The organism is Streptomyces sp. NPDC051364 (genome assembly GCF_040682115.1).
GTDB lineage: Bacteria > Actinomycetota > Actinomycetes > Streptomycetales > Streptomycetaceae > Streptomyces.
In genome coordinates this window covers 1-19,529 of record NZ_JBFBAH010000052.1, presented here as the reverse complement: position 1 = coordinate 19,529, position 19,529 = coordinate 1, and the positions used below count along the sequence as shown (strand labels likewise).

The 19,529-nt window shown below is 75.0% G+C and carries 17 protein-coding genes and 1 pseudogene; 9 read left to right on the top strand and 9 right to left on the bottom strand.

The window, feature by feature from the left end:
- Position 1: 1 nt before the first annotated feature.
- Complete coding sequence (locus AB0M76_RS41520) at positions 2 to 580, top strand: hypothetical protein (RefSeq protein ID WP_365957955.1); 579 nt, start codon at positions 2 to 4, stop codon at positions 578 to 580.
- 118 nt (positions 581 to 698) lie between these two features.
- On the opposite strand, the gene AB0M76_RS41515 is transcribed toward AB0M76_RS41520, so the two are convergent.
- Positions 699 to 1,211 (bottom strand): NUDIX domain-containing protein, encoded by a 513-nt coding sequence (locus AB0M76_RS41515; protein ID WP_266669096.1) that lies wholly within the window; start codon positions 1,209 to 1,211, stop codon positions 699 to 701.
- Between the two features lie 50 nt (positions 1,212 to 1,261).
- Between AB0M76_RS41515 and AB0M76_RS41510 the strand changes: the two genes are divergently transcribed.
- The 4 genes and pseudogenes from AB0M76_RS41510 to AB0M76_RS41495 all read left to right on the top strand — a co-directional run bounded on the left by AB0M76_RS41510 (position 1,262) and on the right by AB0M76_RS41495 (position 3,803).
- On the top strand, positions 1,262 to 1,933 hold the full coding sequence (locus AB0M76_RS41510) for a M15 family metallopeptidase (RefSeq protein ID WP_365957960.1): 672 nt from the start codon (positions 1,262 to 1,264) through the stop codon (positions 1,931 to 1,933).
- A pseudogene (locus AB0M76_RS41505) lies at positions 1,870 to 2,110 on the top strand (DUF962 domain-containing protein); the annotation flags it as partial. The gene AB0M76_RS41510 and the pseudogene AB0M76_RS41505, both read left to right, overlap by 64 nt.
- A 41-nt stretch (positions 2,111 to 2,151) precedes the next feature.
- The gene (locus tag AB0M76_RS41500) at positions 2,152 to 2,616 is read left to right on the top strand and encodes a zinc ribbon domain-containing protein (protein ID WP_365957954.1); all 465 of its coding nucleotides are present in this window, start codon (positions 2,152 to 2,154) and stop codon (positions 2,614 to 2,616) included.
- Complete coding sequence (locus AB0M76_RS41495) at positions 2,613 to 3,803, top strand: lipid-transfer protein (RefSeq protein ID WP_365957953.1); 1,191 nt, start codon at positions 2,613 to 2,615, stop codon at positions 3,801 to 3,803. The genes AB0M76_RS41500 and AB0M76_RS41495 overlap by 4 nt, the downstream gene beginning before the upstream one ends.
- 258 nt (positions 3,804 to 4,061) lie before the next feature.
- Here AB0M76_RS41495 and AB0M76_RS41490 read toward each other — a convergent pair whose 3' ends face one another.
- The 4 genes from AB0M76_RS41490 to AB0M76_RS41475 are packed head-to-tail and all read right to left on the bottom strand — an operon-like array spanning position 4,062 to position 8,361.
- Entirely contained in the window at positions 4,062 to 4,655 is a 594-nt protein-coding gene (locus AB0M76_RS41490) for an ATP/GTP-binding protein (protein WP_266669088.1), read from the bottom strand.
- Between the two features lie 13 nt (positions 4,656 to 4,668).
- Positions 4,669 to 5,121 carry a DUF742 domain-containing protein gene (locus AB0M76_RS41485; RefSeq protein ID WP_365957952.1) on the bottom strand — a complete coding sequence of 151 codons (453 nt, stop codon included), beginning with the start codon at positions 5,119 to 5,121 and terminating at the stop codon, positions 4,669 to 4,671.
- A 10-nt stretch (positions 5,122 to 5,131) separates the two neighbouring features.
- Positions 5,132 to 5,569, bottom strand: coding sequence for a roadblock/LC7 domain-containing protein (locus AB0M76_RS41480; protein ID WP_365957951.1), 438 nt, complete (start codon positions 5,567 to 5,569; stop codon positions 5,132 to 5,134).
- Complete coding sequence (locus AB0M76_RS41475; RefSeq protein WP_365957950.1) at positions 5,566 to 8,361, bottom strand: nitrate- and nitrite sensing domain-containing protein; 2,796 nt, start codon at positions 8,359 to 8,361, stop codon at positions 5,566 to 5,568. The genes AB0M76_RS41480 and AB0M76_RS41475 overlap by 4 nt, the downstream gene beginning before the upstream one ends.
- 347 nt (positions 8,362 to 8,708) lie before the next feature.
- On the opposite strand from AB0M76_RS41475, the gene AB0M76_RS41470 reads away from it, so the two are divergent.
- A complete protein-coding gene (locus tag AB0M76_RS41470; RefSeq protein ID WP_365957949.1) occupies positions 8,709 to 9,197 on the top strand; it encodes a hypothetical protein in 489 nt (162 codons plus the stop codon).
- A gap of 18 nt (positions 9,198 to 9,215) precedes the next feature.
- On the opposite strand, the gene AB0M76_RS41465 is transcribed toward AB0M76_RS41470, so the two are convergent.
- From AB0M76_RS41465 to AB0M76_RS41450, 4 genes are all read right to left on the bottom strand, one after another.
- Positions 9,216 to 13,895 (bottom strand): hypothetical protein, encoded by a 4,680-nt coding sequence (locus AB0M76_RS41465; RefSeq protein ID WP_365957948.1) that lies wholly within the window; start codon positions 13,893 to 13,895, stop codon positions 9,216 to 9,218.
- A 76-nt stretch (positions 13,896 to 13,971) separates the two neighbouring features.
- Positions 13,972 to 14,877, bottom strand: a complete 906-nt coding sequence (locus AB0M76_RS41460; RefSeq protein ID WP_365957947.1) for a hypothetical protein — start codon at positions 14,875 to 14,877, stop codon at positions 13,972 to 13,974.
- Positions 14,874 to 15,128: a hypothetical protein gene (locus AB0M76_RS41455; RefSeq protein WP_365957946.1), complete on the bottom strand. Its 255-nt coding sequence runs from the start codon at positions 15,126 to 15,128 to the stop codon at positions 14,874 to 14,876. Before AB0M76_RS41455 ends, AB0M76_RS41460 begins: the two co-directional genes overlap by 4 nt.
- Positions 15,125 to 16,630 (bottom strand): hypothetical protein, encoded by a 1,506-nt coding sequence (locus AB0M76_RS41450; RefSeq protein WP_365957945.1) that lies wholly within the window; start codon positions 16,628 to 16,630, stop codon positions 15,125 to 15,127. Before AB0M76_RS41450 ends, AB0M76_RS41455 begins: the two co-directional genes overlap by 4 nt.
- A 173-nt stretch (positions 16,631 to 16,803) precedes the next feature.
- On the opposite strand from AB0M76_RS41450, the gene AB0M76_RS41445 reads away from it, so the two are divergent.
- From AB0M76_RS41445 to AB0M76_RS41435, 3 genes are read left to right on the top strand one after another with little or no spacing between them, the layout of a single operon-like run.
- The gene (locus AB0M76_RS41445) at positions 16,804 to 17,562 is read left to right on the top strand and encodes a 5-oxoprolinase subunit PxpA (RefSeq protein ID WP_365957959.1); all 759 of its coding nucleotides are present in this window, start codon (positions 16,804 to 16,806) and stop codon (positions 17,560 to 17,562) included.
- Positions 17,559 to 18,176 (top strand): allophanate hydrolase subunit 1, encoded by a 618-nt coding sequence (locus AB0M76_RS41440; RefSeq protein ID WP_365957944.1) that lies wholly within the window; start codon positions 17,559 to 17,561, stop codon positions 18,174 to 18,176. The genes AB0M76_RS41445 and AB0M76_RS41440 overlap by 4 nt, the downstream gene beginning before the upstream one ends.
- Positions 18,173 to 19,042 (top strand): biotin-dependent carboxyltransferase family protein, encoded by an 870-nt coding sequence (locus AB0M76_RS41435; RefSeq protein WP_365957943.1) that lies wholly within the window; start codon positions 18,173 to 18,175, stop codon positions 19,040 to 19,042. Before AB0M76_RS41440 ends, AB0M76_RS41435 begins: the two co-directional genes overlap by 4 nt.
- The last annotated feature ends 487 nt before the right edge of the window (positions 19,043 to 19,529 follow it).

Sequence of the window (19,529 nt, the reverse complement as noted above, 5' to 3'; positions counted from 1 at the left end):
GATGGTCTTGGCGAGCCCGGCCGACCCGACGAGGTCTGCGCGGGCCTACGCGCCCGGGCTGCGGGCGCTGCGCAGACCGCGCCGGTGGGACATCGCGCCGGGAGCAGAGGTCGTGGGCGCATGCCAGCTGCTCCTGGCGTGGGGGGTGCTCGTCGCCGCGCAGGAGGCGTCCCCGGTCGGATTCCTGGTGATGTTCGGGGTCGGGTCGGTCGCTGCGGTGGCGGTGGGATTCCTGCACGGGCTGCTGCTCGTCAAGCCGGTGGCGCTCCTGGGGCGCCTGACCGCCCGTCTGACGGCATGGCCTGAGCCGGTCGCGGTCCTGGTCCTGCTGGTACCGGTCTCGGCGCCGCCTGCGCTGCTGGCGCACGGGTGGCTGCGCGACCACGTCACGTCGGCTCCCGGGTCCGGGGCGGTCTGGGCGTGCACGGTGGCGAGCGCGATGCTCCCGATGGTCGCGGGGGCGTGCTTCCGGGCCCGGCCGGTGCCGTTGAAGGCGCTGTGGGGGCGGGGTCTGACGGTGACGGCGGCGGCCGTCGCGGTGGTGATGACGGCGGGCTTCGTGATGGACCTGCGGGTATGAGCGGCGGGCGGCGGGCCGGCGTCCCGCCGGGCCCGGCCTGTACCCCAGGAGTGTGTCGTGTGGATCAGGCCGGATCAGCGAGCCCGGCATGATCCACAAGACACCCCCTGGTCCGCCGTCAACCGCCGTAGCGTCCCGCGAACCACGCCGCCGCAGCCTGGGTGTGCAGCGGGAACGCCAGCTGCGTCGGGGTGCGCAGGACGTGCCAGCCCGTGGTCTCGTCCGTCGGGGCCGACGGTGGCAGGGATGCCGTCGGGCGCAGCGGCAGCAGGCCGAAGAGCAGCAGGTGGCCCGCGGGGGAGCTCATCGCGTCGGCCAGGACGACCTCCGAGGCCGGTGCGCGGATACCCGTCTCCTCGCGCAGCTCCCGGACGACCGCGTCGCGCCAGTCCTCGCCGAAGTCCATGAAGCCGCCCGGCAGGGCGACGCCGCCGAGGGCCGGCTCGATGGTGCGGGTGATCACCACGAGACCGGTGCCCGCCTCGTCCTCGACCGGGAGCAGCGTGACGGCCACGGGGAGCGGGTTGCGGTACGTGACGGCGCCGCACGAGGCGCACGTACGGGGCCAGGCGGTCGTGTCGAACAGCGAACCGCAGGTGGAGCAGTGCGAGTCCCTCGGCTGTACCTGCATGCCGTGATGATATGCCAAGGGGTATGAGGATGACTGCAGTTGCGGGAGTCATGGGCTGTGCGGCGATGCTCGCCGGCGGCGGCACCGGAGGCTCGGCGCCGCCCGGGTTCGTGGCGCTGGCCGAGGTCGATCCCACCATCGGCCAGGACATCAGGTACGCCACCGCGGACAATTTCACCGGCGCGGTCGTGGACGGGTACGAGGAGCCCGTCTGCCTGCTCGCCCGTCCCGCCGCCGAGGCGTTGCCCCGGGCCCAGCGGGAGCTGTTGCCGCGCGGGTACTCGCTGACGGTCTACGACTGCTACCGGCCGCAGCGCGCGGTGGACCGCTTCGTACGGTGGGCGGCGGATCCGCAGGACCAGTCCACGAAGGCGGAGTTCTATCCGGACGTCGACAAGGAGCGGCTGATTCCCGACGGGTACATCGCCGAGAAGTCCGGGCACAGCCGCGGGAGTACCGTCGATGTGACGCTCGTGCGGCTGCCGCTGCGGCGGCCGGTCGACATGGGGACCCCGTTCGACCGCTTCGATCCGCTCTCGCACACCGACAACCCCAGGATCACGGGCGCCGCCCGCGCCAACCGGAAGCTGCTGGGGCAGACGCTCGCCGCGCAGGGCTTCGTGAACCTGCCCGAGGAGTGGTGGCATTTCACGTTCAAGCCCGAGGCCTTTCCCGATTCCTCCTTCGACTTCCCGGTCTCTGTCGCCTCGGTCCGGCCGTGAGTGCCGTGCCCGCATGACTTTCCGCTCTCCCCCGGACATCCGGCGTGGTCGCTGCGCGGGGACGCGCAGATGATCCGGATGATGCCGGCCGGGCGGGATGCGGAACTGGCCGAGATCGCGCAGAAGTGGCTTGCCGAGAACCCGTGCCAGGGCTGCCCGCCCATGACAGACTTCTGACGATCCGTCAGATTGCTGTGACTGGCTAGGGAGGGGTTCCCTTGGGACGCGCACGCACCCCCGTCGTGAGCGGGTGGTTCACCGAGGACGGACCGGACGGCGGCGGCTTCCGGCTGCTCGGCACCCGGTGTTCCGCCTGTACCGCGGTGTTCTTCCCGCGCGAGGACGCGTACTGCCGCAATCCGCACTGTCCCGGCGGCGGCGAGCTCGCCGAGGTGCCGCTCTCCCCCCGCGGGCGGGTGTGGTCCTTCACCGACGGGCGGTACCGGCCGCCCGCGCCGTACGTGTCCGACCCGGACGCGCCCTGGGTGCCGTACACCCTGGTCGCGGTGGAGCTGGAGGCCGAGGGGATGGTCGTGCTCGGGCAGGCGGTTCCCGGGGTCACCGTCGCCGATCTGGCGGTCGGGATGGAGGTCGAGGTGGTCGGCGGTGTGCTGAACGAGGACGCGGACACCGGGACCGTCCGGACCACCTGGCAGTTCAGGCCGACGGGAGGCACCGCGTGAGTGCCGACATCGCCGTCCTCGGGGCCGGGATGCACCCCTGGGGCAAGTGGGGCCGCAGCTTCGTCGAGTACGGGCGGGCCGCGGCCCGGACCGCGCTCGCCGACGCCGGGCTGGAGTGGGCCGACGTCGGGTCGATCGTCGGCGCCGACACCGTGCGCTCCGGGTACCCCGGCTATGTGGCCGGCGCGACCTTCGCGCAGGCGCTGGGCTGGCAGGGTGCGCGGGTGACCAGCGTGTACGCGGCCTGCGCCTCCGGGGCCCAGGCCATCGGGGCGGCGCGGGCGCAGATCCTGGCCGGGCTGGCCGACGTCGTCCTGGTGGTCGGCGCTGACGCGGCGCCCAAGGGGTTCTTCGCCCCGGCGGGCGGGGACCGGCCGGACGATCCGGACTGGCTGCGGTTCCGCGTGCTGGGCGCCACGAACCCGGCGTACTTCGCCCTGTACGCGCGCCGCCGGATGGCCGTGTACGGGGACACGCTCGAGGATTTCGCGCAGGTGAAGGTCAAGAACGCCGCGGCCGGAGCCCTGAACCCGCACGCCCGCTACCGCAAGCCGGTCACGGCCGACGAGGTCGCGCAGTCGGCGGTCGTCGCCGATCCGCTGCGGCTGCTCGACATCTGCGCCACCTCGGACGGGGGCGCGGCGCTGGTCCTGAGCAGCATGGACTTCGCACGCTCGCGCGGGGTCTCCGATCCGGTGCGGATCCGGGCGGTGTCGACGGTGACGCCGACCTATCCCCGTACGGTCCTCGACCTCCCGGACATCGCCACCGACTCGGTGACCGCCGTACGGCCGGCGCCGGGCTCGTTCCGGGCATCGATCGCCCGTGCCGCGTACGAGGAGGCCGGGCTCGGGCCCGGGGACCTTTCGCTCGCCGAGGTGTACGACCTCTCCACCGCCCTGGAGCTGGAGTGGTACGAGGACATCGGCCTGTGCGCCGAGGGCGAGGGGGCCAAGCTCGTACGGGAGGGCGCGACGGCGCTCGGCGGGCGGGTGCCGGTGAACGCCAGCGGCGGGCTGGCCTCCTTCGGGGAGGCGGTGCCGGCGCAGGCGATCGCCCAGGTGTGCGAGCTCACCTGGCAGCTGCGCGGTACGGCCGGGGACCGGCAGGTGCCGGGCGCCCGGGCGGGGATCACCGCGAACCAGGGGCTGTTCGGGCACGGATCGGCCGTCGTCGCGGTGCGGTGAGGAGGCCGGCGGAGGTGACGCCGACGGCTACGCCGGGGTGACGGCGGCGGCCGGGGGCGGACCCTGAACAGGGGCTGTTGTCCGAACGCTTGACGGCCCCCGGCGGCAGGTTCACACTCGCTCCACAGTCCCGCGCCGCGTACGACGCCGCGACCGGGGCCCCTCCGTCCCCCCCATGAGAGCTGCGGCCCGTACCCCAGTCGGCGGGGGTGCGGGCCGCCTCCTGTGCGCCCGGCCCCGGGGCCCGGAGACCGCTGCTCAGCTCCCGGCGGTCAGGCTCCGGCGCCGGGCCCGCGCCAGCGACATCGCGTGTTCCACGACCCCGACCAGCACGTCCTTCACGGACTCCCGGTCCCGGGCGTCGCACAGCAGCACCGGCACCTCGTGATCGAGGTCGAGCGCCTCCCGTACGGTCACCACCGGATGGCGATCGGCCCCGTCGAAGCAGTTGACGGCGACCACGAACGGGATCCCCCGCCGCTCGAAGTAGTCGACGGCGGCGAAGCAGTCGGCGAGGCGGCGGGTGTCGGCGAGGACCACGGCGCCGAGCGAGCCCTGGGCCAGCTCGTCCCACAGGAACCAGAAGCGGTCCTGTCCGGGCGTGCCGAACAGGTACAGGACCAGGTCCTCGCGCAGGGTGATGCGCCCGAAGTCCATCGCCACGGTGGTGGTGGACTTGCCCTCCACTCCCCCGGTGTCGTCGATGCCGACGCCCGGCTCGGACAGCAGTTCCTCGGTCCGCAGCGGTCTGATCTCGCTCACCGCACTGACCAGGGTGGTCTTGCCCACCCCGAAGCCGCCCGCTACCAGGATCTTCAGGGTCAGCGGCTCGACCGGCGACACGGCATGCATGGCACCGGTGCGGCTAGAGCGCCCGAAGGCCATCGATCACCTCACGCAGAATGGATTCATCGGGCAGTTCGGCCGGCGGTACCGGCCGGGTCACATGGACCAGTTCCTCGTCGACCAGGTCCCCGATCAGGACCCGTACGACCCCGACCGCGAGGTCGAGTTCGGCCGCGAGCTCGGCGACCGACTGCGGGCGCTCCCGGCACAGCCCGAGGATGTGGGCGTGTTCCGGGGACAGGGTCATGTCCCAGACCGGATCGTCGGCCGCCGGTTCGGCGACGACGAGCGCGATCAGGTCGAGCCGGTGCTGGCCGGCGTGGCTGGTCCGGCCGCGGGTCATGGCGTACGGGCGGACGACGGGTCCCGCTTCGTCGTCGAACCAGTGCGGGTGGGCGGGCTCCTGCGGTGCCCCGGGCGTGCCGGGGGCGCCCGCGGGGTGGTCCGGGCGGTGCCGGCCTGGATCGCTCATACGGTCCGCCTCACCCTCCGGCTGGCAGCCCGGAGCGGGGAGCGGTCGCCAGGTGGTCGCCTACCCGCTTGACCATGAGGGTCATCTCGTACGCGACCTGCCCGACGTCGGAGTCGGCGTCGGAGAACACGGCCAGGCAGCTGCCGTCGCCGGCGGCCATGACGAAGAGGAAGGCCTCGTCCAGCTCGACGACGGTCTGGCGGACGCTGCCGGACTCGAAGTGGCGGCCGACGCCCTTGGCCAGGCTGTGGAAGCCGGAGGCCACGGCGGCCAGGTGCTCGCTGTCCTCGCGGGTCAGGTCCTTGGAGCTGCCGGTGGGCAGGCCGTCGCCGGAGAGGACCACCGCCTTGCGGATGCTGCCGACCCGGTCGACGAGCTCGTCGAGGAGCCAGTTGAGCGGACCGGAGCCGCGGCCCCGGGTGTCGTTGCCGGTCTGCGGTGCGGTCATCGGCCGTCCCCCTCGTTCTCGGATCCGGGTCCGGTGGCGGCGGAGGTGCCTGCCCCGGTCCCGGACTGCTGCTGTGCCTGCTGCTTGCGGCCCGCCGTCCAGCCGCGCTGGAGTGCGGTCATGCGGGTACGTACGTCTTCCGCGTCGCGGTGGACCACGGGGTCCGCGGCGGCTTCGGCGGGTGCGGGGGCCGGGGTGTTCCTCAGCTGGGGCGCCAGACTGGCCTGGCGGACGCGCTTGGGCAGCCCGCCGGGGCCCTTGGCGGGGGCGCCGCCGGGCTGGGCGGCGCCGGGCGCGGCCGCGCCGGGGCGGGCGCCCGGCTCCGGGTCCGGCGCGGGCTGCGGGACCGCGGACACCGGGCGGGGCTCGACGCGGCGGCCGTGCTCGGCGACCAGCGTCGGGGTGGGCCTGCGGCGCGGGAGCGGTACGGCGCCCGGGGACCGGGGCCCGTCCGGGCGGGTGCTGCGGATCGCCTCGGGGCGGTGGCTGTCGAGGCGGACCGGGCCGGTGGGGGCCTGCGGCTCCCGGTCGCGGTCCCGGCCGCTCTTGCGGTCGGTGTGCGGCCGGTCCGCCGGGCGGAGCCCCAGCAGGGCGCTGCGCGGGGTGCCGTTCGGCGGGGTCTCGTCGTCGAGCGTGGCCATGGCGGGGCGGCCGCCGACGCCGGTGAGCCCGGTGATCCCGGCGGTGACCTCGTCCAGGGCGGCCGGGTCGTCGAGGCCGTCCAGCCCGAGCACGCCGAGCGGGGCCTCCAGTTCGACGGGGCCGCGCAGTTCGGGGGCCGTCAGCTGGCGGCCGGCCGGGGCGCGCTCCACGGCGGCCGGGGCGGGCCGGGCGGGGCCCTGGCCGTTCGCCCGGCCTCCCTTGCCGTCGCCGAGGCGCAGGCCGGTGCCGTTGGTCTCGGGGGCCTCGGTGAGCAGGGCCGCCGGGAGGAACACCACGGCGGTGGTGCCGCCGTACGGGCTGGGCTGGAGGACGACCTTGACGCCGTGGCGCTGCGCGAGGCGGCTGACGACGAACAGGCCGAGGCGGTCGGTGTCGGAGAGCTCGAACTCGGGGGTCTCGGCGAGCCGGAGGTTCGCATCGAGCAGCGCTTCCGGGTTCATGCCGAGGCCGCGGTCGTGGATCTCGAGGGTGAAGCCGTTGGCCACGCGTTCGCCGTGCACCTGGACGGCGGTGTGCGGCGGGGAGAACACCGTGGCGTTCTCCAGGAGTTCGGCGACGAGGTGGGTGACGTCGGCGACGGCGGGGCCGGCGATGCCGAGCCGCGGCAGCCGGCGTACCTCGATGCGCTCGTAGTCCTCGACCTCGGCGACGGCGGCCCGTACGACGTCCATGAGCTGGACGGGCTTGCGCCACTGGCGGGAGGGGGCGGCGCCGGAGAGGATCACGAGGCCCTCGGCGTGGCGGCGCATGCGGGTGGTCATGTGGTCGAGGCGGAAGAGGTCGGCGAGCTCCTCGGCGTCCTCGGTGCGCCGCTCCATGGTGTCGAGCAGGGTCAGCTGGCGGTGCAGCAGGACCTGGTTGCGGCGGGCGAGGTTGACGAACACCTCGGATACGCCCCGGCGGAGCTCGGCCTGTTTGACGGCGGCCTCGACGGCGGCGCGCTGGAGGGTGTTGAGGGCCTGGCCGACCTGGCCTACCTCGTCCTTCTCGTACTCCAGGCGCGGGGCCTCGGTCTCGACGTCCACGTGTTCGCCGGCGGCGAGGCGGCGCATCACGGCGGGCAGCCGGACGCCGGAGACCTCGTGGGCCTCCTTGCGGAGCCGGGACAGGTCGCGGACGAGGTCGCGGCCGATGCGCACGGAGAGGACCAGGGAGACGGCGAGGGCGATGAAGCCGAGGACGCCGGCGATGGCCGCCTGGACCAGGACGTCCATGGCCACGGGTTCGACGCGCTTCTGGTAGCGGTCGCCGGCGGCGGTGCCCATGGTGGCGAGGTCGTCGAGGACCTTGTTCGCGGCCTCGTCCCACTGGGCGGCGGTGATGCGCGGGTTCTTGCCGGCGCCGCCGGAGAGGAACCGCTCCTCGGCGTCGCGCAGCGGCTTGGTCTCGGGGTTGCTCCAGTACTGCTCGAACAGCTCGCGGTCGTCGGCCGGGAGGATCGCGAGGTTGAACTCGTAGAGCAGGGTGCGGTTGGCGGCGAAGTCGGAGACGTGCCGGATGTCCGCGGCGCTGACGTTGCGGGCGGCGAGGGCGGCGGCGATGACGGCGTCCTCGCGGGAGAGCGTCTCGCGGGCGCGGGTGATGCCGACGAGGGCGCGGCCCTGCTTGTCCATCTCCACGTTCTCGAGCGCGTGGAGGTTCATGAGGAACTCGTAGCAGGGGTCGACGAGCCGGCTGTAGAGCTCCAGCGCCTGGCTCGGGTCGAGGGTGTTCTGGTCGACGGAGCGGCGCAGTGCGCCGATGCCGTGGAAGGCGTCGAGGATGGAGTCGAGGCGCTGGGCGGCCGCCGGGGCCAGCTCGTCGGCGACCTCGGGGTCCTTGGCGTTCCGGCCGATCCGGTCGACGATCTCGTCGGTGGCGGCGCGGCGCTTGGCGAGTTCGGCGGTGGCGGTGGAGGCGCGGGGGTCGCCGAGGACGACGAGGGTCTGGCGGCGTTCCTTCTGGATGACGCGGACGACGTCCTCGACGGGGTAGCCGACCTTGTCGATGACGTAGGCGACGTCGAGGAGCTGGACGGCCTGGCGGCCGGTGATCACGGTCGCGAAGCCCCAGAGGGCGGTGAGGGAGATGAGCGGCACAAGGAGCAACGCCACGATCTTCCGGCGGATGGACTTCCCGCGAAAGCGCATGGCCTCCCCAGCCTCCCCCAGCTCAACCCCGTTGTCGGGGGTCGGTGTTCCGTCATTTAAACGGCGTGAGCCTACTACTGCCGGGAAGCGGGTTCGAAGGCGTGTCCGGACATTTTCGGCCGGACGCCCGGGCGTAGATCACGAGTTGTCCGACACATCCGGTCAAGAGCGGCCCGTTATGTGGCAGATGACACTTGGTGGGGTGTGAGTTCCTGCAACCCGATGGATGGCTGGAATTCTTCGTTCCGGGATGGGCAGGTGCTGGGGAGGAGTCCGGGATACGGGAATCTCTCGGCGACGTCGAACGTCTACCTGTTCGAGGGGATTCGTCGGGGTGGGAGCGTGCGATGGGGATCTACGAGGACACCGGCGCGGCGGTGGGCGCGCCGGGGCGGTCACTGTGGGAGGAAGAGCCGGCCCGGCGGCGCAGGATGCCGGACCCGGTGCGGGACTCGGCGGTGCGGGCGGTGCTGATCGTGGCCGTCACGCTGACCGAGGCGACGGTCACTTTCTTCCTCATGCTCACCGGCTCATGGCTGGCCCTGCCGATGGGGATCGGCGCGATAGCCGGGACGGTCGTGGCCACCTGGGGCGTGCTGGACGTGCTGATCACCCGGCAGATGTGGAACCAGCGGTACGGGGTGGTGTCGGAGCCGAGCAGCACGGCGCGGGACCGTCGCCGCGAGCGGCGCCGGGCCCGCCGGGAGGCGCGTGCCGAGGCGTCGTCCGGTGGGACGGAGCGAATACGGCTGCGGGGCGGCGCGGGCGCCCGGCCGGCCGTGTGGCCGCCACCGGGCGCGGACAGGCGCTACCAGGCGAGCTCGGGCCGGGGCTGACCCGTACGGGGCCTGCCGTCAGGAACCGACCGTGGAGCGGCGGAACATGCGGGTCGCCGTGATCTCGCCGTGGATGGTCTCCCCCTCCGGGAACTGCTGGGGCAGGCCCGGGCGCAGGTGCTCCTCGACGCTGATGTACTTCAGGCCCGCCCGCAGGTCCGCGTCGTTGCGCAGCCGGATGACCAGCGGGAACTCGGCGAGGGCCGTGGTGTCGAACAGGCCCGTCGTGTAGAGCAGCTGGACGCCGAGCGCGTCGGACACGGCCCGCTGGAGTTCCAGCAGGTACGTGGCGTTCGCGCGCCCGATCGGGTTGTCGAGGAACAGCGTGCCCGCGTGGCGGTGCTTGTCGCGGCCGCGGTCGTTGCTGCGCAGCGCCGCCATCGTGCAGTACAGGGCGATCGCGGCCGTCAGCAGCTGGCCGCCGGAGAAGACGTCGCCCATCTGGCCGACCGGTACGCGCTCGGCGCGCAGCACCGCGTCCGGCTTGAGGATCTCGACCGAGATGCCCTTGGGCTCCAGGGCCGCCTGGACTCCGCGCAGCAGCAGCGACATGCCGTCGCGGCGGCCCTCGCCGAAGGAGGCGCTGCTGTTCTTCTTCACGGCCGCGCGGGTCGCCTCGTCGATGACCTCGCCGAGGCGCTCCGTGAGGGTGGCCTGGTCCGGCTCCTCGAAGCGGATGCGCAGGAACTCCTGGCCCGACCACTCCCCGAGCCCCTCGGGGAGCTGGGAGAGCCGCTGGGCGGAGCGCAGGGTGGCCAGGGCGGACTCCACCAGTCCGCGCAGCCGGTCGACGATGCTGTCGCGGTTGCGCTCCAGCTGGGCCAGCTCGTCGGTGAGGACACGCAGCCGGGGTGCGAAGGCCGCGGCCCAGGCCGCGGCGTGCTCGGGCAGGGCGGAGGCGGGCAGTTCGCGGATCTGCTGGCGCGCGGGGGTACGTACCTGCTCGTAGCGGTTGGCGTTGGCGTGGCGGACCAGGATGTCGCTCGCCTCGCGGACCGCCGACTCGGCGGCCGAGAGGTCGGCCGCGCAGCCGCGCAGGGAGCGGCGGGCCTCGGCGGCGGACTGCCGGGCCTCCTCCAGCGTGCCCGGGTGGGTCGCCGGCTCCTGCTCGTCGTCCTGGTGGGCGTGGTCGCGCAGCAGGTCCCGCAGCATCGCCGCGGTCTCGTCGAAGCCTCCGGCGCCGTCCTCGGCGGCGCGGTGGGCGCGCAGCAGGTCGGCGTGGGCGGCCCGGGCGGTCTCCACGGCCGCGGTGAGCGCGGCGAGCTGGGCGGTGGCGGTGCGCAGGAAGGCCTGGGCCTGTTCGACGTCGCCGGGGATCAGCTCCTCGGGCAGGTCGGTGTGCGCCTCGCCCTCGGTGGGGGCGTGCCGTTCGGCCTCGCCGCGCAGTCGGCCGAGCTGCTCGCTGGCGGTCGACGCGCGGGTCTCCAGCATCTGCACGAGGGACTCGGCGCGGGCTGCGGCCGCCTGGCGGGAGGGCCCGTCGGCGCCGTCGGTGCCTTCGAGGAGCTGGGCGGCGCGGGTGCGGACCTTGTTGGTGAGCCGGTCGAGCTCGGCGAGGGCGGTGCTCTCGGCGCTCTCGGCGCGGGCCTGCTCGGCGCGCAGGTCGGCGCCGACGCCGACCTTCTCGTACAGCTGGGAGGCGGCCCGGTAGGCCTCGCGGAGGTCGGGCAGCGGCGCCTTGGCCGTGCCGTCGTCCTCGGGCAGCGCCTCGGGGGCGCCGGCGATCTCGGCACGCTCGGCGCGCAGCGCGCGGGCGGTACGGCGGGCGTCGTCGGCGGCGCGCTGGGCTGCGCGGCGGTCCTCGTCGGCGGCGCGGGCCCGGTCCAGGCAGACCTCGGCGCGGGCCTCGGACTCGGCCGCCTCGTCGGCGAGTTCGCGGACCTTGGTCTGCCAGCCGGCGCGCTCGCGCAGGCGGAAGGCGAGCCCGGCGAGGGCATCGGCGGCGCGGCGCGCCCGCTGGGCGGTCTCCTGGCGCTCGTCGCGGACACGGGCGGCGTCGGCGGCGGCCTCGTCGGCTTCGGCGCGTACGGTACGGGCCTCCGCCAGCTCGGCGTCGGCCTCCTCGGCGAACGCACGGGCGGCCTCGGCCTGCTGCGCCAGCTCGGCGAGGCGGCCGGGCGGGCAGCCGGTACGCCAGGAGGCGAGGCGGGCCGCGAGCTCGCGGTCCCCGGCGAGGCGGGTGGCCAGGTCGCGGATCTCGGTGTCGCGGGCGGTGGCGCGGGTGCGCAGCGCCTGGCGCTCCTCGTCGGCGGCGTGCTCGTCGTGCATGGCCGGGTTCGGCGGTACGAGGAAGACCCCGGTGTCGCTCTCCACCGCGGGCGGTACGGGCGCCAGCAGGGCGGCTGCCGTACCGACGGCGACGGTGGAGCGGGGCAGCAGGGCGGCGCCGGAGAGGACCTCGCGGGCCCGGGAGTGGGTGTCGGGGTCGGTGATGACGACGCCGTCGACGAGCTCGGGGCGGGCGGCGAGGACTGCGGCGTGGTCGGCGGGGTCCACGGACTGGGCGAGGTAGCGCCAGCCGGGCAGGGCCGGGATGCCGTGTTCGCCGAGGTACTCGACGGTGGCGAGGACGTCGGGGCCGGGCGGCAGCAGGCCGCCGTCGCCGAGCGCGCCGAGGATGCGGGCGTCGTCGGCGGCGGCGGTGCGCAGCTCGAACAACTGGCGCTCGGCCGAGGCGACTCCGCGGGTGAGCAGTTCGCGCAGGTCGTCGGCGTTCCGGTCGAGGTCGTCCACGGTCAGCCCGCCGGGGGCGTCGGTGCCCGCGCCTGCGGTCGGGGCCGGTTCGCCTCCGCCGGAGCCGTGCGCGGCGCCGGGGGTGCCCGTACGGGGGTGGGGGAGGAAGGTTTCGGGGACCGGCGGGAGGCCCAGGAGCTCCGCGAGGCGAGGGGAGGCGGCGAGGGAGGAGGCCGCCCGGTACTCGGCGTCGTGCGCGGCCTCGGCCGCGTCGGCGGCGTCCGCGGCCCGGGCCGCGGTGAGTTCGGCGCGGGACTCCGCGGCGGCCGCCTCGCGGGCGGCGTCGGCGGTGGTGCGGGCGGCGTCGCGGGACGCGTCCCAGGCGGCCACGGCGGTCTTCTCCGCGTCGGACGCGGCCAGGGCCGCCCGCGCCGGGTCCGCGTCGGGCGCCGAGTCGTCGAGCCAGCCGGCCCGGACGGCTTCGGCGGTCTCCTGCTGGACCTCGGCGAGCCGGGCCCGCAGGTGTTCGGCCTCGCTGCGGGCGCGCTGGGCTGCCGTGGCGGCGGCGGTGGCATCGCGGTGGGCGGCCTCGCCCGCCTCCTGGAGGCCGGCGGACCGCTCCTCCTCCTCGTTGGCGACCCGCTCCCCGTTCTCGGCGGCGGTGTGCAGGGCCCGTACGAGCGCGGCGGCGGCCGTGGCGCGCGCGGCCAGCGCCGGGGCGGCGTCGCGCTCGGCCTCCAGGATCGCGGCGGCGACCCGGGCGGAGCGGTCGGCGGCGGCGCGGTGGCGCAGCACGATCTCGGCGGCCTGCCACGCGGAGTGCAGGGTGCGGGCTTCGAGGAGCTCGCGGCGCTGGGCCGCGGCGGCCTTGTCCGCGACGGTCAGCGCCAGCGAGGCGTGCCGGTAGGCGAGTTCGGCGGAGACGGCGGCGCTGCGGGAGCGCGCGGACTCGGCGGAGGTGACCCCGTGGGCGGCGCCGGTGACCCGCTGGGCGAGGTCGGCGGCGCGGCCGCGCTCCTCGGCGGCGCGGGCGGACAGCCGCCGGGCGAGGGTGCGCGTACGGCGTTCCGCGCCCGCGTGGACGTCGCGGAGCCGGGAGCGGGTCTCGGCGGCCTCGACGATCTTGGTGAGCAGGTCCACCGAGCCGGCGGTGAAGTCCCGTTCGGCCATCAGCTCGGCGCGGCGGCCGAGCTTGTTGCCGAAGCCGTGGACGAGGTCGGCGAGGCCGTCGGTGTCGCGGGTGTCGGTGACGGCGCGCAGCAGGAGGTCGGTGAAGTCGGAGTCCTTCTTCACCGCGAAGAGGCCGGCGGCCTCGCCCTCGTCCGCGTTCATCTCGCGCTGGTAGCGGAAGAGTTCGGGGTCGAGGCCGAGTTCGGTGAGGTGCTCGTTCCAGCGGTCGTGGATCTCCTCGAAGTACACCTCGAGGTGCGGGTACGCCTTGCCGGCCTCGGTGAGGGCGTCGCGGAAGCCCTTCATCGTGCGGCGCCGGCCCTGCGCGCCGGAGGCGCCTTCGACGGGCGGCCGGACGGCGGTGGCCTCGGCAACGGGGAGGTTGTCCAGGCTCAGGCCGGGGCCCGGACGGAAGGAGTACCAGGCCTCGGCGAACTTGCGCGGGTCGTTGGAGACCTGGCGCCCGCGCCACTCGCTGACCTTGCCGACGACCACGCACTCGCCGGTCTGGGTGTGCTGCCACTCCAGGGCCACGTGCCCGCAGTCGTCGGCGAGCAGGAACTTGCGCAGGACGCCGGAGCTGGCGCCGCCGAGGGTGTTGCGGTGGCCGGGCAGCATCACCGAGAAGATCAGCTTGAGCAGGACGGACTTGCCGCCGCCGTTCTCCAGGAAGAGCACGCCGGCGGGCGCGGGGCGACGCGGCGGGCCGGTGGGCTCGTCCTCGAAGAACTCCGCCTGGGCGGGCGCCGGGTGGGGCACCGGCTCGCCGACTCCGCGCAGGTCGAGCACGGTGTCGGCGTAGCGCGCACCGGCGGGCCCGATGGAGTAGAGGCGGATCCGGGACAGCTCGTACATGGCGGCGGACTCTCGTTGTTTCTCGGTGTGTCTCGGTACGAAGGGCAGGTCGGGCGGCGGTGCTCGGCGGCGGGACTCAGGCGTGGAAGGGCAGGCCTGCGTCGGCGGCGAGCTCCAGGTCGTCGCCCTCGGGCGGCGGGAGGAGGCTGGCGGAGCCGTCGCTGACGGGGACCACGCCGAGTTCCAGGAGCTCGGCCATGGCCGCGCTGCCCGCCATGTCGCGGACCTGGAGCTGGTAGCGGGGGGTGGTGCGGTAGGTGCCGCCGGCGTCGTCGCCGGTGCGCTGGAGGAACCCGGAGTCGGTGAGGAAGGCGGCGGCCTTGCCGACGATGCCGGTGGTGGAGCCGGCGAGGCGGCGCGCGTCCTTGGTGGCGCCGGTCGCACTGCGGCGGGCGTAGACGCGCCAGGCGGCTTCGAGGCCCGGGGCGTCGGTGGCCGGGTCGGTGTTCTCGCCGAGCTCCGCGGCGCGCTCCTCGAGGCGGCGGCAGGTCTGCCGGACGAACGCGTCGACGCCGTTGACGGTGACGCGGCCGATGTAGCCGTCGTCGGCGAGGTCCTCGGGGCGGGGGAAGGCGAGGGCGGCGACGGCGAGGTGGGCGAGGCCGTGCAGGAACCGGTCGGCGGAGTCGGCGGTGGTGCGGCGGGCATAGTCGCCCATCCGGACGGCGAAGACGGAGTCCTCGCCGGCGGCGACGGCCATGCCGGCGCGCGGGGACACCTCCAGGACGACGAGGCCGAGGCCGGTGGCGACGGCGTCGGCGAGGCGGCCGAAGGCCGGGTCCTCGCGGTAGCGGCGCAGCAGTTCGGCGTACTCGGCGTCCCGGGCGGGGAGCAGCTTGGGCTGCAGCCCGAAGGCGACGAGCCGGGCCGCGTCCGCGGCGTCGGCGGGGGTGACCCCGGTGGTGCCGGGCGCGGGCGCGACGGGGGCCGCCGGTACGTCGGCCTCGCTCCACGCGGGGTGCTCGGCGTGGTTGTCGCTCACGGGTGGGTCTCCTCGGCGGTGCGGTGTTCTTGATTGGCTGTGCGTCTGTGGTCCGGCCCCTCGCCGGCCCCTGCGGCCCGGGCCGGTGCCTCCAGCGGGGCGCGGCGGCCGTCGGTAGCGGCGTGGCCGGGCAGGGCGGCGGCCGGGGCGGGCCCCAGCGCGGCCGCGGTCGCGACGGGGCCGGCAGCCTCGTGTGAGCGGCCCGGCAGGATGGCCGAGGAGGCCAGGACGGGAGTGGGCGGCGGGGTCACGCCGCCTCCGTGCGGTCCGCGGCCATGCCGGCGGCGTCCAGGAGGGCCGTGCCGACGATCAGGTCGGCGCCGCCGAACTCGGGGTCGTCGAGCTCCGTGCCGTCGTCCACCGCGAAGAGCAGCCGCTCCTCGCCCTGGCGGTAGGCCGTGCCGACCGCCGGGCTCGCCGCGTGTACGGCCAGCAGGGCCACCAGGTAGGGCAGGTCCGGGTCACTGCGCCGGGCCTCGGCCAGCAGGCCCGACAGGCGGCGCGGGGCGTCGTGCGGCAGGTCCAGGAGCTCCATCGCGGCGGCGAGCTGCTCCTCGCTGAAGCGGCTGTCGTCCGGGGTCGCGATGAGGTCCGGCTCCGGCATCTCGGCGCCGAGGTGCTCGCGCTCCACCGGCGGTGTCAGCAGTATCTCGACGAGGTCGGCGACGCGCACGGAAACGGGCGTGCGCAGGCCCGCACCGGCGGCGAAGAAGGCGTCGGTGACCCGTCCGGCCTGCGCGACCGGCAGCGGCAGGATCGGGGCGACGAGCTGCCCGTACAGGTCGATACCGGAGCGCGGCGCCGGGGCCGCGAAGGCCTGCCGGTCCTGCTCGGCACGGAACAGCGGGCCCGCGTCCAGCAGCCGCGACTGGAGCTGGGTGTGGCGGCGGATGCAATCCTTGACGATGTCGACGAGCTCGGCGGCGCGCCGCTTGTTCTCCGGCTCTTCTGCCTCGTCCCGCGCCCGGCGGATGTTCGTCAGGATCGCGTTCTCGTGCCGGTAGCGGTCGGCGACGTGGTCGAGGGCCTCCTCGATCATGTCGGGCACCGACTGGAGCCAGTCCACGGCCCGGACGTTGCGCCGGGTCGCGTCCAGCGTGCGGCGCAGGGTCTCGGCGTACTGGACCGTGCGGTACCGGGCCTGCTCGGCGGCGAGCTGGGCGTCGGCCAGCCGGCCCCGGCTGATCAGGACCTCCAGCTTCACCTCGGCGGCGATCTGCGCACTGGTGACGTCCGTGTCGAGGGCGCCGACCAGCACGTTGACGGCCTCGTCCGTCGTGCGGAGGTAGACCGCGCCGCCGTATCCGGGCACCTCTTCGATCAGCTTGAAGTCGTAGTCCCGCCGGACGTACACCCCGTCCGGGCCGAACGTGCCGTAGATCGCACGGAAGCCCCGGTCGACGCTGCCCACGTTGATCAGGTTCTCGAGCACCCAGCGGGCCACCCGCTCGTGCTCGGCGGCCGGGCGGTGCGGTGCCTGCGCGGCGATGCGCGGCAGCAGCCGGGCCACTATCTGCTCGTGGTCGGCGCCGGTGTCGAAGTCCATGTTGAGCGTGACCAGGTCGATCGCGGCGAGCGCGACCTCCGCCATCGCGTAGATCCCGTACTCGCCGGCGAGATTGGCCTTGCGTACGTCGAGGTCGTGCAGCGGGGCGGTGCAGGCGAGCGCGCGCAGCCGCCGGGCCAGGCCCTCGTCGGCAGCCGGGCCCGGCGCCGGGGACGGAAGGGTCTTCGCCGGGGCAGGGAGAGTCACGGACAAAGACTAGGCGCTGATACTGACAACATCCCAAACGGCACGGTTCGGCCGGATCGGTCCCGGGCGCCTGCAGGCCCGCCGCCGGACGTGCCGCCGAACGCGCGGCCCAACCCGTCACCGCCGTGCGGGCGCTGTTCTACGCTCACCGCATGGCTGCCATGATCACACCTCTGATCGATCTCAACGCCGACCTCGGCGAGGGCTTCGGGCGCTGGACGCTGACCGACGACGAGGCCCTGCTGTCCGTCGTCACCAGTGCCAACGTGGCCTGCGGTTTCCACGCCGGGGACCCGTCCATCATGCGCCGGGTCTGCGAGCTGGCCGCGGAGCGGGGCGTACGGATCGGCGCGCAGGTCGCGTACCGCGATCTTGCGGGCTTCGGGCGGCGCTCCATGGACGTGCCTGCGGGCGAGCTGGCCGACGAGGTGGCGTACCAGATCGGGGCGCTGGAGGTCTTCGCGCGGGCAGCCGGCTCCCGGGTGTCGTACGTGAAACCGCACGGTGCGCTGTACAACCGCACGGTCCACGACGCCGACCAGGCGGGCGCCGTCGTCGCCGGGGTGCGGACGGCGGCCGGGGCCGACGACCTGCCGGTGCTCGGCCTGCCGGGCTCGCTGTTGCTGACCGCCGCCGAGGCGGCGGGCCTGACGGCCGTACCGGAGGCGTTCGCCGACCGGGCGTACACGCCTGCCGGAACGCTGGTGCCGCGCAGCGAGCCGGGGGCGGTGCTGCACGACCCGGACGCCGTGGTCGCCCGCGCGGTCGGGATGGCGACCGAGGGCGCGGTGACGGCCGCCGACGGCTCCTGGGTGGCGCTGGAGGCGCGCTCGCTGTGCCTGCACGGGGACACCCCGGGGGCGGCGCAGCTCGCCCTGCGCGTGCGCGAGGCGCTGGGCGCCGCGGGCGTCCGGGTGGAGGCCTTCGCGTGAGGCCGCTGGTGGTGGGCGGTGAGGCGCTGCTGATCGAGCTGGACTCGGCGGCGGAGGTGGCCGCCCTCCACGCGGAGCTGCTGCGGCGGCGGGACGCGGGCGAGCTGGGCGGCGTACGGGACGTCGTGCCGGCCGCGCGGACCGTGCTGCTGGACGGCGTGCGCGAGCCGCGCGCGCTGGCGGAGCGGATCGCGCGCTGGGAGGTGCCGCCGCTCGCGGAGACCGAGGGGCCGCTGGTCACCGTCCCGGTGCGGTACGACGGGCCGGACCTGGCGGAGGCGGCCCGGCTGTGGGGGGTCGCGGAGCGGGAGGTGGCGGGCATCGTCGGGGGGACGGTCTTCCGGGTGGCCTTCTGCGGGTTCGCGCCGGGCTTCGGGTACCTGACGGGGCTGCCGGAGCGCTACCACCTGCCGCGGCGGGCCACGCCCCGTACGGCCGTCCCGGCGGGCTCGCTGGCGCTGGCCGGCGAGTACGCGGGGGTGTACCCGCGCTCCTCCCCCGGCGGCTGGCAGCTGATCGGGACGACGGACGCGGTGTTGTGGGATCCGGAGCGGCAACCGGCGGCGCTGTTCGCGCCGGGGGTACGGGTGCGGTTCGAGGAGGTGGCGGGGTGAGGGGTGCTGCGCTGGAGGTGTTCCGGGCGGGGGCGCTGACCACGGTCCAGGACCTGGGCCGGCCCGGATACGCGCACCTGGGGGTGCCCAGGTCGGGCGCGCTGGACACGGGGGCGTACGCGCTGGCCAACCGGCTGCTGGGCAACCCGCCGGAGGCGGCCGCGCTGGAGACCACCCTGGACGGGGTCGGCCTGCGGGCGCTGGCTCCCGTGACCGTGGCGGTCACGGGAGCTCCTTGTGCGGTACGGGTGTCCGGCCGGGCGGTGGCCTGGGGAGCGCCGGTATGGCTCCGGGCCGGGGCGGAGCTCGAGGTGGGCCGGGCGGAGTCGGGGGTGCGCAGCTACGTCGCGGTGCGGGGAGGGTTCGCCGTACCGCCGGTCCTGGGCAGTCGCTCGACGGACCTGCTGTCGGGGCTGGGGCCGCCCGTCCTGTCGGCCGGGACATTGCTGCCGGTGGGCCCGCCCGGGCCGGATCCGCTCTGCGGGGCGGATGCCCTGGGGGCACCGGGGGCGCCGACCGAGCTGGTACTGCCGTTGCGGCTGGGGCCGCGGGCGGACTGGTTCGAGCCGGCTTCGATCGCGGCCCTGTGGCGCGCGGAGTTCCGGGTCTCGCCGGAGTCGAACCGCATCGGACTCCGAACCGAGGCCGGGGCCCGGCTGATCCGCAGCCGCGGCGGTGAACTCCCGAGCGAGGGCATGGTGCTGGGTGCCGTCCAGGTCCCCCCGGACGGCCTGCCGGTGGTGTTCCTGGCCGACCATCCGGTGACGGGCGGCTACCCGGTCGTAGGCGTGGTCCCCCCGGGCCCACCCCTGAACGCAGCGGCCCAGGCCAGACCGGGGGTCCCGGTGCGGTTCGTGCGGGGGTAGGGGATGGGGTGGGGGGTGGCTTCGGGGGGCGGGGTCTGCGCACTCGGCGCCGGAAGCGTCGGTCGGGACGTGGGCGGCAGGGTCCACGCACTCGGCGCCGGGAGAGCCGATCGGGACGTGCGGGCCGGGACCGTGTACTCGGGGACGGCAGAGGTCGGTCGGGGTGCCAGGGGGCGGGGTCTGCCGACTCGGCGTCGGTGTGTGTCCGGGGGCGTCCCGTCAGTCCACTGTCCTTCCGCGTCGCGCCGGCCCGTCAAGGGCGCTCCTTCGTCGCGTCGCTACGCGATGGCCTTCGGCCACCCTTGACCGACCGGCCCACCCCGGAAAGACGAAGACTGTCGGGAAGCCCCCGAAGGATGGCCGGGGGTTCGGATTCCGACCTGCCCAGATCAGAGATGCCGAGCAGGGGCCCCTGTTCATCCGCACCCAGCTCACCAGGACCACCGGGTCGGGCCGGTGATGGGGGCGCGGGGAGGGGACGGCTCCC